The following is a 14009-nucleotide window of genomic DNA, read 5'->3' as shown; positions in this document are numbered from 1 at the left end:
TCGCTGACACAGAAGGGGAATCCGATGTCAGACGCCATCGTGGCCGAAGGACTCGTCAAGAAGTACGGCAGTGTGACCGCGCTCGACGGGATGTCGCTGACGGTGCCGGAGGGCACCGTGCTCGGGGTGCTGGGGCCGAACGGCGCCGGCAAGACCACCACCGTCCAGATCCTCACCACCCTGCAGAAGCCGGACGCGGGCCACGCGACGGTCGCCGGGTTCGACGTGGTGCGGGACGCGCACGAGCTGCGTTCGCACATCGGCGCGTCGGGGCAGTACGCCGCCGTCGACGAGCACCTGACCGGGGCGGAGAACCTCGAGATGGTCGGGCGGCTCTACCACCTGGGCACCAAGCGGGCCAAGGCCCGCGGCCGGGAGCTGCTGGCCCGGTTCAGCCTCGAGGACGCCGCCGACCGGCCGGTCCGGACGTACTCCGGCGGCATGCGGCGCCGGCTCGACCTGGCCGGGGCGCTCGTCGCGAACCCGCCGGTGCTGTTCCTCGACGAGCCCACCACCGGGCTCGACCCGCGCGCCCGCACCGAGCTGTGGGACGTCATCACCGAGCTGGTCGCGGGCGGCACGACGCTGCTGCTGACCACGCAGTACCTGGAGGAGGCCGACCGGCTCGCCGACAGCATCGCCGTCATCGACCACGGGCGCGTGATCGCCCGCGGCACCGCCGACGAGCTCAAGGACCTCGTCGGCGGCGAGCGGATCGAGCTGACCGTGGGCACGCACGCCGACGTCGCGACCGCGAGGCGGACGCTGGCCCGGCTGGCCAGCGGCGAGCCGCAGGCCGAGGCGTTCCAGCTCACCGTGCCCGTGACCCACGGCGCGAAAGCGCTTACCGAGGCCCTCGCCCTGTTGGCCGCGGAAGGGGTCGAAGTCCGCGAAGTCGGCGTCCGCCGTCCCACTCTCGACGACGTTTTCCTCACTCTCACCGGCCACGAGGTGGCCGAGACCGCGAAGGAGGCCGTGTGATGAACGCGGTGCAGATGGCCGTCACCGACGGCGTGACGATCGCCAAGCGCAACTCGATCAAGATCTTCCGGTCGCTGGACCTGCTCGGGTCCATCGTGTTCATCCCGGTGATGTTCGTGCTGCTCTTCGGGTACGTGTTCGGCAGCGTGATCGACATCCCGGGCATGTCGTACCGCGAGTTCATGCTGCCGGGGATCTTCACCCTCGCGGTGGCGATGGGCAGCATCGTCACCGGCTACGGGCTGACCGACGACCTGCAGAAGGGCATCATCGACCGGTTCCGCTCGCTGCCCATGTCACCGGCCGCGGTGCTGATCGGGCGGACCACCGCCGACCTGATCCTCAACGTGGCGAGCCTGCTCATCATGGGCCTGGTCGGCCTGCTGGTCGGCTGGCGCATCCACACCGGCGTCTTCGAGGCGGTGGGCGGCGTGCTCCTGCTGCTCGCGTTCGCCTACGCGCTGTCCTGGGTGATGGGGACGATCGGGCTGGCCGTGCGCAAGCCCGAGGTGTTCAACAACGTGTCGAGCATCGCGATCTTCCCGCTGACGTTCCTGGCCAACACCTTCGTCGACAGCGGCCGCCTGCCGGGCCCGCTGCGCGCGATCGCCGACTGGAACCCGATCTCGGCGATCACCCAGGCGGCGCGGGAGCTGTTCGGCAACACGAGCCCGGCGATGCCGGCCCACGACGTCTGGCCGATGCAGCACGCGGTGCTGGCGTCGGTGCTGTGGATCGTGGTGCTGATGGCGGTGTTCGTGCCGCTTTCGGTGCGCTGCTACCAGAAGGCGACCAGCAGCTGAGCCGGGTGAACGGCCCTTCCTCGACCGGGGAAGGGCCGTTTCGGCGTGTCGTCGCGCTGCTCACGCGTGTCGACCCTCCCGTCACGCGTGTCGGCTCTTCCGTCACAAGACCTCGCCCGGCCGGCCGATCAGCACTGGTGATCCGGAAGCCGACACGCGTGATCAGCGGGTCGACACGCGTGATTGCGGAGCCGACACGACGTCAGCGCGTCAGGGCAGGGTCAGGATCTCGGCGCCGTCCGCCGTCACCACCAGGGTGTGCTCGAACTGGGCCGTCCACTTCTTGTCCTTCGTGGTGACGGTCCAGTCGTCGGGCCAGATGTCGTAGTCGATGGTGCCGAGGGTGATCATCGGCTCGATCGTGAAGGTCATGCCCTCCTCGATCACCGTCTCCACCGAGGGCTCCTCGTAGTGCAGCACCGTCGGGGCGGTGTGGAACGACGGGCCGACGCCGTGGCCGGTGAAGTCGCGGACCACGCCGTAGCCGAAGCGCTTGGCGTACGCCTCGATGACGCGGCCGATCACGTTCAGCCGGCGCCCGGGGCGGACCGCCTTGATCGAGCGCAGCGTCGCCTCGCGGGTGCGCTCCACCAGCAGGCGGACCTCCTCGGAGACGTCACCCGCCAGGAACGTCGCGTTCGTGTCGCCGTGGACGCCGCCGATGAACGCCGTGACGTCGATGTTGCAGATGTCGCCGTCCTCGAGCACCGTCGAGTCCGGGATGCCGTGGCAGATGACCTCGTTGAGCGAGGTGCAGCACGACTTCGGGAAACCGCGGTAGCCCAGCGTCGAGGGGTAGGCGTGGTGGTCGAGCAGGAACTCGTGGACCACCTTGTCGATGTCGTCGGTCGTCGCGCCCGGCTTGACGGCCTTGCCGCCCTCCTCCAGCGCCTGCGCCGCGATCCGGCTCGCGACCCGCATCGCCTCGATCACCTCGGGCGTGCGCACGCCGTTGCCGGTGTCCCTCTTCGGCGCCGGCTTGTCCACGTACTCGGGACGGGCGATGGAACTGGGGACGTCACGGCGCGGCGTCTGGACGCCGGGCACCAGGGGGGCACGAACGGACATGCCTCCACCTTACGACGGCCGCGTCAGCCGATCCCCGCCAGGAACCGGTGCGCGGCCTGAACCGCCGGTTTGGAGGATCCCGCGCCGGTCAGCAGCACCGCGAACGCCAGGTCGCCGCGGTAGCCGACGAACCAGCCGTGGGAGTGGGAGCCGTCGCCGAACTGGGCGGTGCCGGTCTTGCCCGCGACGTCCGGGATGTCGCGCAGGCCGGTCGCGGTGCCCGACGTGACGACCTCGCGCATCATCCCGCGCAGCGCGTCGAGCACGTCCTGGGACGGCGGGTCGCCGACGTTCTGCGCCGTCGCGGGCCGCCCCTTCACCAGCGACGGCGTCGGCACCTTCCCGGCCTGGACGGTGGCGGCGACCAGCGCCATGCCGAACGGGCTCGTCACCACCGTGCCCTGGCCGAAGCCGTTCTCCGCGCGCTGGACGGCCGAGTCGGTGGCCGGGACCGCGCCGGTGACCGTGGTCAGGCCCGGGACGACGAAGTCCGCGCCGATCCCGAACGACCGGGCCGTGTCGGTCAGGTCTGATCCCGAGAGCCCGGCCGCGAGCCGGGCGAACGTGGTGTTGCAGGACTTCGCGAACGCCGTCTTCAACGGGACCCGGCCCAGGTCGAACCGGCCTTCGTTCGGCACGACGCGGTTCTCGATCGTCGTGGTGCCGGGGCAGTCGACCGGGCTGCCGGCCTCGACGTCGCCGTCCGCCAGCGCGGCGGCCGCGGTGATGATCTTGAACGTCGACCCCGGCGGGAAGCGCCCGGCCAGCGCCAGCGAGCCTTCGGCGTCGGCCTCCTCGTTCTGCGCCACGGCCAGGATGTCCCCGCTCGAGGGCTGGATCGCCACCAGCGCGGCCGGGAACCCGGCGGTTTCCAGGGCCTTCTCGGCGGCGACCTGGACCCGCGCGCTGAGCGTGCTGGTGATCGCGGGCCCGGGCTTCGGCGGCTCGGCCCGCAGCTCGGACACCTCGCCGCCGGTGACGTCCTGGGTGACGATCCGCCAGCCCGCCGCGCCGGCCAGCTCCTGCTCGACCAGCGCGCGGATGGCCGGCAGCACCTGCGCGCCGGACCCGCGCGTCACCGGCAGCAGCCGTTCCTGGGCGGCGAACCGGACGCCGGGCAGGTCGTAGATCACCGGCTTGACCCGCTGGTAGTCGCCGGCGCGCAGGGTGATCACCGGGAAGGTGCTGCCCGGCTTGGTCTTGCCCATGCCGTCCAGCAGCGCACGGCCGGTCACCGACGGCTCGTACCGGTGCAGCGCGGCGGCGAGCGACTTGGCCACCGCGCCCGCGTCGCCGGTCTTCTGCGGGTCGACGACCACGCCGATCACGGTCTGCGGGCGCATCAGAGGCACGCCGTCGCGGTCGAGGACCGGCGCGGTCTCCGGGAGCTGCGGCAGCACGCCGAGGGTCTGGCCGACCGCGAGCTGCGGGTGCACGACCGTCGGCTGCCAGTGCACCTGCCAGCCGCTCTCGGCCGCGCGCAGCTGGGCGTCGGCGCGGTAGGTCCAGGTGCGCCCGTGCGGGAGGTGCCAGGTGAGCTGGTAGCCGGCCGTGACGGTGTCCCCGTCGGCCGGCTCCTTCACCTCTTCGTCCTCGACGTCCAGGGACTCCGGGTCGAGGGCGCCGCGGACCTGCGTCAGCACGGTCTTCGCCGCGTCCGGCGAGTCGGTGTCCGCCGCTGCGGCGGCGACGTCACCCGAGGCGACGGCGTCCAGGAACGCGGAGAGGGCGTCCTCGGGACCGTCGCCCGAACAGCCGGTCGCGGTCGAGGCGGCGAGCAGCAGCACCGCGAGCACGGCACCCCTTCGACGTGCACTCATGCGGGGATATTGCCCTGGTCAGAGCCTTGCGACGGGGCCGAAACGCCGCCACGGAAGAGTGCTAGAACAGCACCGTCGCGTACTGGCCGACCTGCTGGAAGCCGATCTTGCGGTAGGCCGCGAGCGCGGGTTTGTTGTAGCCGTTGACGTACAGGCTCGCGGTGCGGCCGAGGCCGCGCACGAGCCGGTTCACCACGGCGGCCGTGCCCGCGGTGCCGAGTCCGTCGCCGCGGCGCTCGGGGTGCACCCAGACGCCCTGGATCTGCCCGACGGTCGCCGACATCGCGCCGATCTCGGCCTTGAACACGACCTCGCCGTGCTCGAACCGGGCGAACGCGCGCCCGGCGGCGATCAGCTCGGTGACGCGGGCGCGGTAGCTGGCGCCGCCGTCGCCGCTGCGCGGGTCGACGCCGACCTCTTCGATGAACATCTTGACCGCGGCCGGCAGGTAGCGCTCGAGCTCGTCCGGGCGGACCGCGCGCACGGCCGGGTCGGCCTTGACGACCGGCAGTGTGTCCAGCGCCATCAGCGGCTGGTCGTCGCGCACTTCGCGGGCCGGGCCCCACTCGTCGGAGAGCTCCTCCCACAGCCCGAGGACCTGCTCGGCCGGGCCGACCAGCGACGAGCACGTCCGCTGCCGGCGCAGCGCGCGGTCGGCGAAGGAGCGCAACGCGGGCGCGTTGCCGCGCAGGGGGATCAGGTTGGGACCGGAGAAGCACAGCCCCTGGAGCCGCCCGGCGCGCACCGGGCGGTTGTCGGCGGCCCAGAGCTCACCACCGAGCCGCCAGGGATCGAGGCCCGCGGCCTCCACCCTGGCACTGACCATGCAGCTGCCCACCGGGTCGGCGGCGAGCGCGGCACGGACCGCCGGATAGTCCCGATCATCGAGCAGCCGTGCACCTGCAAGCCGCAACACGGGCTCCAGGGTGCCAGATGAACAGCCGAAACGGAACGCGAGCCTCTAGACACGCTCAGATGAACAGCCGGGGTCCGGCGTTCGGGGCAGAATCGGGCTCATGCAGCGCTACACGTACAAGGTCGTCGAGGTCCGCGAGAAGCTCCTGGGCGGCAAGATGTCCGGGGACAAGCTCGAGAAACTGCTCAACGACCACGCCGCCGACGGATGGCAGCTGAAGGCCATCACGTCGGCGGAGGTCAAGGGCCGGGTCGGCCCGGGCGGCGTCGAGGGTCTGCTCGTCACCTTCGAACGCCCGGTCCAGTAGGTCAGGGCGCGCCGCGGTAGGTGCCGAACGTCCAGGCGTTGCCTTCGGGGTCGCGCAGGCTGAACGTGTGCGAGCCGTAGTCGGTGTCGGTCAGCTCGGCGGTGATCTCGGCGCCGGCGGCCTTCGCCCTGGCGTGGACGTCGTCGACGTGGTCGGTCACGACGTAGACCGCGCCGGTGCCGGGCTTCATGGCGTCGTGGACGCCGTCGGGCGGGCGGACGCTGCCGAGCATCACGGCGCCGCCTTCGGGCCAGCGCAGCTCGCCGTGGGCGATCAGGTCGCCCTCGCGCACGACCAGTGCCTCGGTGAAGCCCAGGACGTCGACGAGGAAGCGGACCGCGGCCGGGGCGTCGTCGTAACGGAGGGCGGGCCAGACGTTCGGTGCAGGAGTCATGCCGGTGAGTCTTGCCCGGCGGCCGGCTGCCCGTCTTGGAGGAACGGGAGCTCCTCGGCGATCCACGTGCCCGGCGTGCAGCCGGCCAGCGCCCGCCACTCGTTGCTCAGGTGCGCCTGGTCGTAGAACCCGCATTCGACGGCGAGGGCGGCCAGGTCGGAGTGCCCCCGGCGCAGCAACCGCCCGGCGCGCTCGAACCGCAGCACCCGCGCGGCCTGCTTCGGCGCCAGCCCCAGCTCCGTCCGGAAGCGCTCGCCGAGGTGCCGCCGGCTCCAGCCGACCGCACCGGCGAGGTCCGCGACGCGCACCTGCCCGTCGGCCCCGCGCAGCCGGCGCCACGCCTCCCCCAGCTCCGGCGGCGGCTGCCGCGGGTCCACCGCCCGCGCCGCCAGGACGTCGTCGAGCAGCGCGAACCGCTCGGGCCAGGTGGGCAGCTCCCGCAGCCGCTCCGGGAGGTCGCCGAGGCCGAACTCGGCCAGGTCCACGACGTCCCCGCTCAGCTCGGCCGCCGTGACGCCGAGCAGCGTCCGCACGCCCAGCGGGTCGAGCTCGAGCTGAAGGCCCTCCTGCGTCCGGTCCTGCTCGATCAGCACCGCGCTGGTGTGCAGCCCGCCGACCAGGGCCTGCAGCCGGTGACCGGCCATCCGGACGGGCCCGGCCAGGCTGATGACGAGCGTCACGTACCGGGACGGCAGCCCGCGGTGCACGGCGAGGGTCACGTCGTCCTGCGCGTACCCGATGTAGCGCGTGACCAGCGGCCGCACCACCGGGTGCGGCTCGCCGACGGCCCAGCCCGCGCTCACGAATACCAGCGTAAACGTCACCACCGGCGGTCCGGGTTTCTGCTAACACGGAAGGGCGTCCCCCACCGCGGAAGGAACCCCGATGACGATCCAGGAGCAGGCGCAGCAGCTGGAGCTGCTCGCCGACCAGGTGCCCACCGGCATCGCGCTCGCGACGAAGAGCGACCTCGAAGACCTGCAGGCCCAGGTCATGGGCCTGCTCGGGGAGACGTCGAGCGCGACCGCGATCCAGGGCTCCATCCAGCTGGCTTCGCAGCAGATCGACGAGGTCGCGGCCGCGCTGGAGAACGTCCGCCTGCAGATCCGCGACGCCGCCCAGCACCACCTACAGGGGTGAGGGCTCGTAGCAGGAGTGGACGGCGGGCTGGCCGGTGTAGTTCGGGCCGGCCCGGTCGTCGGCGCCGAGGTAGCGGAACGGCAGCGCGCCGTCGAACGGGCCCTCGCGCCGGATCCGCCGCGCCCGCCCGTCGTAGGTGAACCCCGCCTCCCGCAACGCCGGGAGCACCCGCCGCGCCGCGGGGGCGCCGTCCGGCAGGCGGACGCCCGCGACGTCGAAGTTCGCGGCGAACACCCCGTCCCGGGCCAGCCAGGACGCGGCCCGCAGCAGCGCGCCGAGCTTGTCGCCGACGTAGTGCAGGCCGTGCACACAGGTGACGAGGTCGAACTCCCCCGCGGGCGCCCACGTCGTGATCGACGCGGTCTCGAACCGCACGGGCCCGGACGCCGCGAAGAACCCGACCAGGTCCACGCCGGTGACGTCCAGGTCCGGGCGGGCCGCCGCCGCGTCCAGCAAGGCGCGCCCGCTGCCGCAGCAGAGATCCAGCCAGCGCGCGCCCGGGCGCAGGAAGGCGAGGACGTCGAACCCGAGGACGCGCGCGTAGCCGTCGCGGCCGGCCAGCCGTCGCTCGCGGTTCATCGCGCGGTTGGCCACGACCGGCGACGCCTCCAGGACGTCGTCCGCGAGCAGTTCCACCTCAGCCGGCGGTGACGACCGGGGCGCCTTCGCCGAGGCCTTCGCCCGCCTCCTCGGCGATGCGCATGGCCTCCTCGATCAGCGTCTCGACGATCGCGTGCTCCGGCACGGTCTTGATGACCTCGCCCTTGACGAAGATCTGGCCCTTGCCGTTGCCCGAGGCCACACCCAGGTCGGCCTCGCGGGCCTCGCCCGGGCCGTTGACGACGCAGCCCATGACGGCCACGCGCAACGGGATCTCCATGCCCTCGAGACCGGCGGTGACCTGCTCGGCGAGGGTGTAGACGTCGACCTGCGCGCGCCCGCACGACGGGCACGAGACGATCTCCAACTTGCGCTGCTTGAGGTTCAGCGACTGCAGGATCTGGATGCCGACCTTGACCTCTTCGACCGGCGGCGCGGACAGCGAGACGCGGATCGTGTCACCGATGCCCTGCCGCAGCAGCGCACCGAACGCGACGGCCGACTTGATCGTGCCCTGGAACGCCGGGCCGGCCTCGGTCACGCCGAGGTGCAGCGGGTAGTCGCACTGCTCGGCGAGCAGCTCGTAGGCGCGCACCATGACCACCGGGTCGTTGTGCTTGACCGAGATCTTGATGTCGTGGAAGTCGTGCTCGGCGAACAGCGACGCCTCCCACAGCGCCGACTCCGCCAGCGCCTCCGGCGTCGCCTTGCCGTACTTGTCCATGATCCGCTTGTCCAGCGAACCCGCGTTGACCCCGATCCGGATCGGCGTCCCGTGATCCTTCGCGGCCTGCGCGATCTCCTTGACCTGGTCGTCGAACTTCCGGATGTTGCCCGGGTTCACCCGCACCGCGGCGCAGCCGGCCTCGATCGCGGCGAAGACGTACTTCGGCTGGAAGTGGATGTCGGCGATCACCGGGATCTGCGACTTGCGCGCGATCGCGGGCAGCGCCTCGGCGTCGTCGGCCGACGGGCACGCGACGCGGACGATGTCGCAGCCCGCGGCGGTCAGCTCGGCGATCTGCTGCAGGGTCGCGTTGACGTCGGAGGTGAGCGTCGTCGTCATCGACTGGACGGAGATCGGGAAGTCGCTGCCGACACCGACCGGGCCCACCTGGAGCTGGCGGGTCTTGCGGCGCTCGGAGAGGACGGGCGGGGGCAGGGCGGGCATACCGAGTGCGACGGTCACGGTTTCAGCGTACCTACCCCGAGTGGCGGACCTACACCAAGTCAACCGTCACGGTGAGCAGTATTACGGCGTGTGGCGAACGCCACGGAGGGGCCGGAACCCCTCCGTGGTGAGGCGCTACTGCAAGCGAATCGGGTTGACGATGTCCGCCGTCACCGTGAGTAGGGTCACCGCGCCGCCGATGAGGACGAGGACCATCGTGATGCCGGACAGCTTCGTGTAGTCGACGGGCCCGCCGGCCACCTTCCCGCGCCGGGCGCGGATCCAGTCGCGGACGCGCTCGTACCAGACCACCGCGATGTGCCCGCCGTCGAGCGGCAGCAGCGGCAGCAGGTTGAACACGCCGATGAAGAAGTTCAGGCTGGCCAGCAGGAAGAAGAACAGCACCCAGACGCCCCGTTCGACGGCCTCGCCGCCGATCCGGCTCGCGCCGACGACGCTGACCGGGGTGTTCTTGTCACGTTCACCGCCGAAGATCGCGGTGACGACGGCGGGGATGCGCTCGGGGAACTCGACGAGCCGCTGGGCCGTCTCGGAGAACATCGTGCCGGTGAAGCTGAACGTGGCGCCGATCGCGGCGACCGGGCCGTACTGCGTGGTGACCGCCGGCTGCACGGGCGACGCGCCGATCATGCCGACCTCGCGGACGCCCGTGCTGCTCCACCGCTTCACCTTCGGCACGTCGACGACGAGCGCCAGGTTCTGCCCGTTGCGGACGACGTCGAACTCGGTCGGCCCGCTGGTGGCCTGCACGGCGGCGAGCATCTCGGTCCAGCTCGCGACCGCCTTGCCGCCGACCGCGAGGACCTTGTCCCCGGCCCGCAGCCCGGCTTCCTGCGCCGGGCGCGGAGAGCCCGGCGGGCAGCTGGTGTCCTGGGCCTGCTCCTCGGTCGTCGCCGCCCGCGCGCAGGACGTCGCGGCCAGCACCGGCGAGCTGTCGACCGGAGTCAGAATCGGCAGCCCCATCGTGACGGCCATCAGGTAGAGCACCACGAAGCCGAGGATGAAGTGCGTGATCGACCCGGCGCTCATCACGACGGTGCGCTTCCAGGTCTTGAACCGCCACATCGCACGGGGCGCCTCGTCGGGCGTCACCTCGTCGAGCGCGGTCATGCCGGCGATGTCGCAGAACCCGCCGAGCGGGATCCACTTCAGGCCGTATTCGGTCTCCCCGCGGCGCCAGGAGAACACCGTGGGCCCGAAGCCCACGAAGTACCGCCGGACCTTCATGCCGAAGGCCTTCGCGGTCACCATGTGACCGGCCTCGTGCAAGGCGACGGAGATACAGATCCCCAGCGCGAAGAGCACCACACCGATGATGTAGGCGAGCACCCGCTACTTCCCCTCGATGATCGAACCGGCCCGGGCGCGAGCCCAGCGCTCGGCCGCGAGAACGTCCTCGACGTCGCGTGGTTCGCGACGCCATTCGTCGGCGGCTCCCACCACCTCGGAAACAGTGTCCACTATCGACGTGAAGCGGGTGTTCTGCGCCAGGAACGCGGCGACGAGCTCTTCGTTCGCGGCGTTGTAGACGGCGGGCAGGCAACCCCCGACCGTGCCGCAGTGCCGGGCGAGCTCGACGGCCGGGAAGGCCTCGTCGTTTAGCGGCTCGAAAGTCCAGGTCGCGGCCTTGTCCCAGGTGCACGCGGCGGCCGCGCCGGGCACCCGGTCGGGCCAGTGCAGGGCGAGCGCGATCGGCAGCCGCATGTCCGGCGGGCTCGCCTGGGCGATCGTCGAGCCGTCGGTGAAGGTCACCATCGAGTGCACGATCGACTGCGGGTGCACGGTGACGTCGATCCGCTCCGGCGGGATGCCGAACAGCAGGGCGGCTTCGATCAGCTCGAGCCCCTTGTTGACCAGGGTGGCCGAGTTGATGGTGATCAGCGGGCCCATCGACCAGGTCGGGTGCGCCATCGCCTGCTCGACGGTGACGTCGGCCAGCTCGGCCCGCTTGCGGCCGCGGAACGGGCCGCCGGACGCGGTGAGCACGAGCCGGGCCACCTCGCTTTCGCGGCCGGAGCGCAGGGCCTGCGCGATCGCCGAGTGCTCCGAGTCGACCGGCACCAGCTGCCCGGGCTTGGCCGCGGCGAGCACCAGCGGGCCGCCGGCGATCAGCGACTCCTTGTTGGCCAGCGCGAGGGTGGCGCCGGTGGCCAGCGCCCGCAGCGTCGGTTCGAGGCCGCGCGAGCCGGGCAGCGCGTTGAGGACGGTGTCGACCTTCACGGCGTCGATCAGCTCGGTGACCGCGTCCGAACCCGCGAAGAGGCGCGGGAGCTTGAACTCGCCCCGGGAGTAGCCGCGCTTCTGCGCCTCGGCGTACAGCGCGAGCTGCAGGTCTTCGGCGGCCGTGGCCTTCGTCACGGCGACGGCTTCGACGCCGTGCGCGAGCGCCTGCGCGGCCAGCGCCGCCGGATCGGAGCCGCCCGCGGCGATCCCGGCCACCCGGAACAGGTGCGGGTTGCGCGCCGCGACGTCGAGGGCCTGCACTCCGATGGACCCGGTCGAGCCGAGCACGAGGACGCTTCGCGAGGTAGTCATCGCGGGCCATTGTCGCGCGGGCCGTCTCCGCGGCGCACGCGGAGGTTCCCCGGCCGTGCGGACCGCGGAACTCCGGCGATCGCGCGAGCCGTGCCCGCGGAGGTTCCCCTCAACGGATGGAGCCGCGGCCGCCTGGAAGCCCATCGTCTCCCGCTCGCGAGCGGGAGACACAAGCCACGCGGGCCGTGTCCGCGGCGCACGCGCAGGTGTGGGATCATCGGCGGGTACGTGGTTCATGGTCTTGAGGGAGTTCATCGTGGCAGGCAAGGCGGTCGAGAAGCGGCCCGAGGTCCACCCCCGCGACGAGCCGTCCGCGGCCTGGGGCTGGCACGGTTCCTTCCCGAAGGGCACCCGGATCGCCGGCTGGGTCAGCGCGGTCATCCTGCTCGTGATGATCAAGGGCAACCACGAGAACAACACCGAGAACGTCTGGCTCGTCGGCCTGGCCGCGCTCCTCGTCCTGCTGCTGGTCCTCGACATCCGCAAGCGCCGCACGGCCTGGCGCAAGTAGTTGGTGACCCGCTAACCTCCCGGCCCATGAAGCTGCGCTCGGGTTTGGCTCTCGTCGGTGTCCTGGGTGCCCTGCTGGTGGCTCCCGCCGTTCCGGCTTCGGCGTCTTCTGTCGTCGTGCCGTGCCAGTTCACGCCGACACCCGCGAATCCCGCCGCCCGGCCGGTCGTGCGCCCGCTGCCGTTCGCCCTGACGCGCGGAACCGTGGACGTCACGTTCCGCTTCAACTACGGCCCGGTGACGGTCCGGCTGGACCGCGCGGGTGCGGCCCCGTGCGCGGTGCACAACATGGTTTCCCTGGTCCTGCAGCGGTTCTACGACCATTCCCAGTGCTGGCGGCTCTCGAACTCCGAGCGGCTCGGCGTCCTGCAGTGCGGCGACATCTACGAAGTCGAAAAGGGCGGCCCGGGGTACAAGTTCCCGGACGAGGTCTCCGGCGCGGAGACGTACCCGCGCGGGACGATCGCCATGGGCAACCAGGGGCCGGGGACGAACGGGTCCGAGTTCTTCATCGTCCATTCGTTCGCGAACATCCCGGCGAACTACTCGGTGCTGGGCCGCGTCGTGAGCGGCATGTCGGCGATCGACCACATGGTGGCGGACGGCATCATCCCGACCGATCCGAACGGACCGCTGGACGGCGCGCCTGCGCACCCCGTGAAGATCCAGCGGGCTTCGCTCGGCCGGTAGTTCAGAAGCCTTCGACCAGAGTGCCCGGCAGGCGAAGCTTGTCGTCTTCCGTGCGGAAAGCACGCCACTCGGTTGCCGGCCGCCGGAATCACCACGGGTGGGGTGCGAAGCCGTAGGGCCGGCGCGGTTCGCCGTCGCGGACGCCGAAATTGGGCGGCATCGGCCGCGGGGCCTGGATCTGGACCGGGTCGCGGTCCGCTACCTCCGCGACGGTCCGCAGCACCGGGCGGACGCCCAGTACCAGGTTCTCCAGTGCCGTGTCACCGACGCCGAAGCTCGCCACCCACGTCTCCACCAGGAGGACCTCGCCGATCTCGGAGATGCCGAGGAAGCACCGGCCCTGGTCCAGCTCGCCGAGCGGGAACAGAGAAATGCCCATGGCCGCGCCCCAGTCGGCGAATCGGCCCTCTTCGCCGTCGAGGTCGCCGGGGTTGAACCCGAACGGCTTCCGCGCGACGGAGATCCCCGGCCCGAAGACGGCGACCTCCAAGCCACCGAACTCGCCGAGGAACCGCTCGGCCGCCTCGTGCATGCGGACCTCCCCGCTCGCTTCCAGCTGCTCCCGCCAGGCCGACGTGTCGACCTTCCGGCCCGGGAACCAGCCCGCGGCGCGCAGGTCACGCTCGACCCGTCCGGCGAACCTCGGCGGCACGGGGGATCCGGCGTCGAAAACCGTGCGCACCCGGACCGGGCGGCCGTCCGCGGCGAGGTTCGCCGCGACGAACTCCAGCACCGCCCTCGCCGGCACCGAGTCCTCCGGGTACTGCGCGGCGAAGCGGGCCGCGTCCGGCCAGCGGATCTCGACCCGGGGGACGCCAAACCCGCGTAGCCCGGCGAAGAGCGACCTCGACAGCGCGTCCCAGCTGTGCGAGCCCGGCACCAGCGGATCGAGCGGGAGCACCGCGCGGATGGCCGCGAAGAACGCTTCACGACCACCACCGTCCGGCACCGAAATGGTGAACACCGAGGGCTTCCCAGTCACGATCCCGCACGTTATCGGGCTACTGGCCACCGGCTCGACCGGTTATCACCCCAAACGTCACCCCAACGAGT

General features: G+C 71.7%; 16 protein-coding genes. 6 read left to right on the top strand and 10 right to left on the bottom strand.

Annotated elements, in window-relative coordinates; translation table 11 throughout:
- The first annotated feature begins 24 nt into the window (after positions 1–24).
- Both ACIOD2_RS25955 and ACIOD2_RS25950 read left to right on the top strand, forming a co-directional pair.
- On the top strand, positions 25–981 hold the full coding sequence (locus ACIOD2_RS25955) for an ATP-binding cassette domain-containing protein (protein ID WP_400542926.1): 957 nt from the start codon (positions 25–27) through the stop codon (positions 979–981).
- Positions 981–1784: an ABC transporter permease gene (locus ACIOD2_RS25950; protein WP_400542923.1), complete on the top strand. Its 804-nt coding sequence runs from the start codon at positions 981–983 to the stop codon at positions 1782–1784. Before ACIOD2_RS25955 ends, ACIOD2_RS25950 begins: the two co-directional genes overlap by 1 nt.
- 210 nt (positions 1785–1994) lie before the next feature.
- On the opposite strand, the gene map is transcribed toward ACIOD2_RS25950, so the two are convergent.
- The 3 genes from map to ACIOD2_RS25935 all read right to left on the bottom strand — a co-directional run bounded on the left by map (position 1995) and on the right by ACIOD2_RS25935 (position 5588).
- On the bottom strand, positions 1995–2852 hold the full coding sequence (gene map, locus ACIOD2_RS25945) for a type I methionyl aminopeptidase (RefSeq protein ID WP_323335578.1): 858 nt from the start codon (positions 2850–2852) through the stop codon (positions 1995–1997).
- Between the two features lie 23 nt (positions 2853–2875).
- The gene (locus ACIOD2_RS25940; RefSeq protein WP_400542918.1) at positions 2876–4672 is read right to left on the bottom strand and encodes a penicillin-binding transpeptidase domain-containing protein; all 1797 of its coding nucleotides are present in this window, start codon (positions 4670–4672) and stop codon (positions 2876–2878) included.
- Positions 4673–4733: 61 nt separating this feature from the next.
- On the bottom strand, positions 4734–5588 hold the full coding sequence (locus ACIOD2_RS25935) for a GNAT family N-acetyltransferase (protein WP_392775953.1): 855 nt from the start codon (positions 5586–5588) through the stop codon (positions 4734–4736).
- A 100-nt stretch (positions 5589–5688) separates the two neighbouring features.
- Between ACIOD2_RS25935 and ACIOD2_RS25930 the strand changes: the two genes are divergently transcribed.
- Positions 5689–5895, top strand: coding sequence for a DUF4177 domain-containing protein (locus ACIOD2_RS25930; protein WP_400542914.1), 207 nt, complete (start codon positions 5689–5691; stop codon positions 5893–5895).
- Position 5896: 1 nt separating this feature from the next.
- Here the strand turns inward: ACIOD2_RS25930 and ACIOD2_RS25925 are convergent, their stop codons facing one another.
- On the bottom strand, positions 5897–6289 hold the full coding sequence (locus ACIOD2_RS25925) for a VOC family protein (RefSeq protein ID WP_400542911.1): 393 nt from the start codon (positions 6287–6289) through the stop codon (positions 5897–5899).
- Positions 6286–7092: a helix-turn-helix domain-containing protein gene (locus ACIOD2_RS25920; RefSeq protein ID WP_400542908.1), complete on the bottom strand. Its 807-nt coding sequence runs from the start codon at positions 7090–7092 to the stop codon at positions 6286–6288. The genes ACIOD2_RS25925 and ACIOD2_RS25920 overlap by 4 nt, the downstream gene beginning before the upstream one ends.
- A gap of 82 nt (positions 7093–7174) precedes the next feature.
- Between ACIOD2_RS25920 and ACIOD2_RS25915 the strand changes: the two genes are divergently transcribed.
- Positions 7175–7429 carry a hypothetical protein gene (locus tag ACIOD2_RS25915; protein ID WP_328443182.1) on the top strand — a complete coding sequence of 85 codons (255 nt, stop codon included), beginning with the start codon at positions 7175–7177 and terminating at the stop codon, positions 7427–7429.
- Here the strand turns inward: ACIOD2_RS25915 and ACIOD2_RS25910 are convergent.
- From ACIOD2_RS25910 to dxr, 4 genes are all read right to left on the bottom strand, one after another.
- Positions 7418–8065 (bottom strand): class I SAM-dependent methyltransferase, encoded by a 648-nt coding sequence (locus ACIOD2_RS25910; protein ID WP_400542904.1) that lies wholly within the window; start codon positions 8063–8065, stop codon positions 7418–7420. The two genes, ACIOD2_RS25915 and ACIOD2_RS25910, sit on opposite strands and share 12 nt — an antisense overlap.
- 1 nt (position 8066) lies before the next feature.
- On the bottom strand, positions 8067–9200 hold the full coding sequence (gene ispG / locus ACIOD2_RS25905; RefSeq protein ID WP_400543266.1) for a flavodoxin-dependent (E)-4-hydroxy-3-methylbut-2-enyl-diphosphate synthase: 1134 nt from the start codon (positions 9198–9200) through the stop codon (positions 8067–8069).
- A 135-nt stretch (positions 9201–9335) separates the two neighbouring features.
- The gene (locus ACIOD2_RS25900) at positions 9336–10550 is read right to left on the bottom strand and encodes a M50 family metallopeptidase (RefSeq protein ID WP_400542901.1); all 1215 of its coding nucleotides are present in this window, start codon (positions 10548–10550) and stop codon (positions 9336–9338) included.
- Between the two features lie 3 nt (positions 10551–10553).
- Complete coding sequence (gene dxr / locus ACIOD2_RS25895) at positions 10554–11756, bottom strand: 1-deoxy-D-xylulose-5-phosphate reductoisomerase (protein ID WP_400542898.1); 1203 nt, start codon at positions 11754–11756, stop codon at positions 10554–10556.
- A gap of 256 nt (positions 11757–12012) precedes the next feature.
- Here dxr and ACIOD2_RS25890 point away from each other — a divergent pair, with 256 nt between their 5' ends.
- Together ACIOD2_RS25890 and ACIOD2_RS25885 are read left to right on the top strand one after the other, a co-directional pair.
- Positions 12013–12267: a DUF2631 domain-containing protein gene (locus ACIOD2_RS25890; protein ID WP_400542895.1), complete on the top strand. Its 255-nt coding sequence runs from the start codon at positions 12013–12015 to the stop codon at positions 12265–12267.
- A gap of 26 nt (positions 12268–12293) precedes the next feature.
- The gene (locus tag ACIOD2_RS25885) at positions 12294–12956 is read left to right on the top strand and encodes a peptidylprolyl isomerase (RefSeq protein ID WP_400542892.1); all 663 of its coding nucleotides are present in this window, start codon (positions 12294–12296) and stop codon (positions 12954–12956) included.
- Positions 12957–13044: 88 nt separating this feature from the next.
- Here the strand turns inward: ACIOD2_RS25885 and ACIOD2_RS25880 are convergent, their stop codons facing one another.
- Positions 13045–13938, bottom strand: a complete 894-nt coding sequence (locus ACIOD2_RS25880) for an SUKH-3 domain-containing protein (protein ID WP_400542889.1) — start codon at positions 13936–13938, stop codon at positions 13045–13047.
- Positions 13939–14009: the final 71 nt, after the last annotated feature.

This window comes from Amycolatopsis sp. NPDC088138 (genome assembly GCF_044741685.1).
In the GTDB taxonomy this organism is placed as follows: Bacteria; Actinomycetota; Actinomycetes; order Mycobacteriales; family Pseudonocardiaceae; genus Amycolatopsis.
Note: the sequence above shows the minus strand (reverse complement) of the source record. Positions and strands in the feature narration are given on the sequence as shown.

What these genes read in the sequence shown, in the direction of transcription:
- ACIOD2_RS25955 (WP_400542926.1), top strand. Translation starts at nt 25, where the DNA reads ATGTCAGACGCCATCGTGGCCGAAGGACTCGTCAAGAAGTACGGCAGT.
- ACIOD2_RS25950 (WP_400542923.1), top strand. Translation starts at nt 981, where the DNA reads ATGAACGCGGTGCAGATGGCCGTCACCGACGGCGTGACGATCGCCAAG.
- map (WP_323335578.1), bottom strand. Translation starts at nt 2,852, where the DNA reads ATGTCCGTTCGTGCCCCCCTGGTGCCCGGCGTCCAGACGCCGCGCCGT.
- ACIOD2_RS25940 (WP_400542918.1), bottom strand. Translation starts at nt 4,672, where the DNA reads ATGAGTGCACGTCGAAGGGGTGCCGTGCTCGCGGTGCTGCTGCTCGCC.
- ACIOD2_RS25930 (WP_400542914.1), top strand. Translation starts at nt 5,689, where the DNA reads ATGCAGCGCTACACGTACAAGGTCGTCGAGGTCCGCGAGAAGCTCCTG.
- ACIOD2_RS25925 (WP_400542911.1), bottom strand. Translation starts at nt 6,289, where the DNA reads ATGACTCCTGCACCGAACGTCTGGCCCGCCCTCCGTTACGACGACGCC.
- ACIOD2_RS25915 (WP_328443182.1), top strand. Translation starts at nt 7,175, where the DNA reads ATGACGATCCAGGAGCAGGCGCAGCAGCTGGAGCTGCTCGCCGACCAG.
- ispG (WP_400543266.1), bottom strand. Translation starts at nt 9,200, where the DNA reads ATGCCCGCCCTGCCCCCGCCCGTCCTCTCCGAGCGCCGCAAGACCCGC.
- dxr (WP_400542898.1), bottom strand. Translation starts at nt 11,756, where the DNA reads ATGACTACCTCGCGAAGCGTCCTCGTGCTCGGCTCGACCGGGTCCATC.
- ACIOD2_RS25885 (WP_400542892.1), top strand. Translation starts at nt 12,294, where the DNA reads ATGAAGCTGCGCTCGGGTTTGGCTCTCGTCGGTGTCCTGGGTGCCCTG.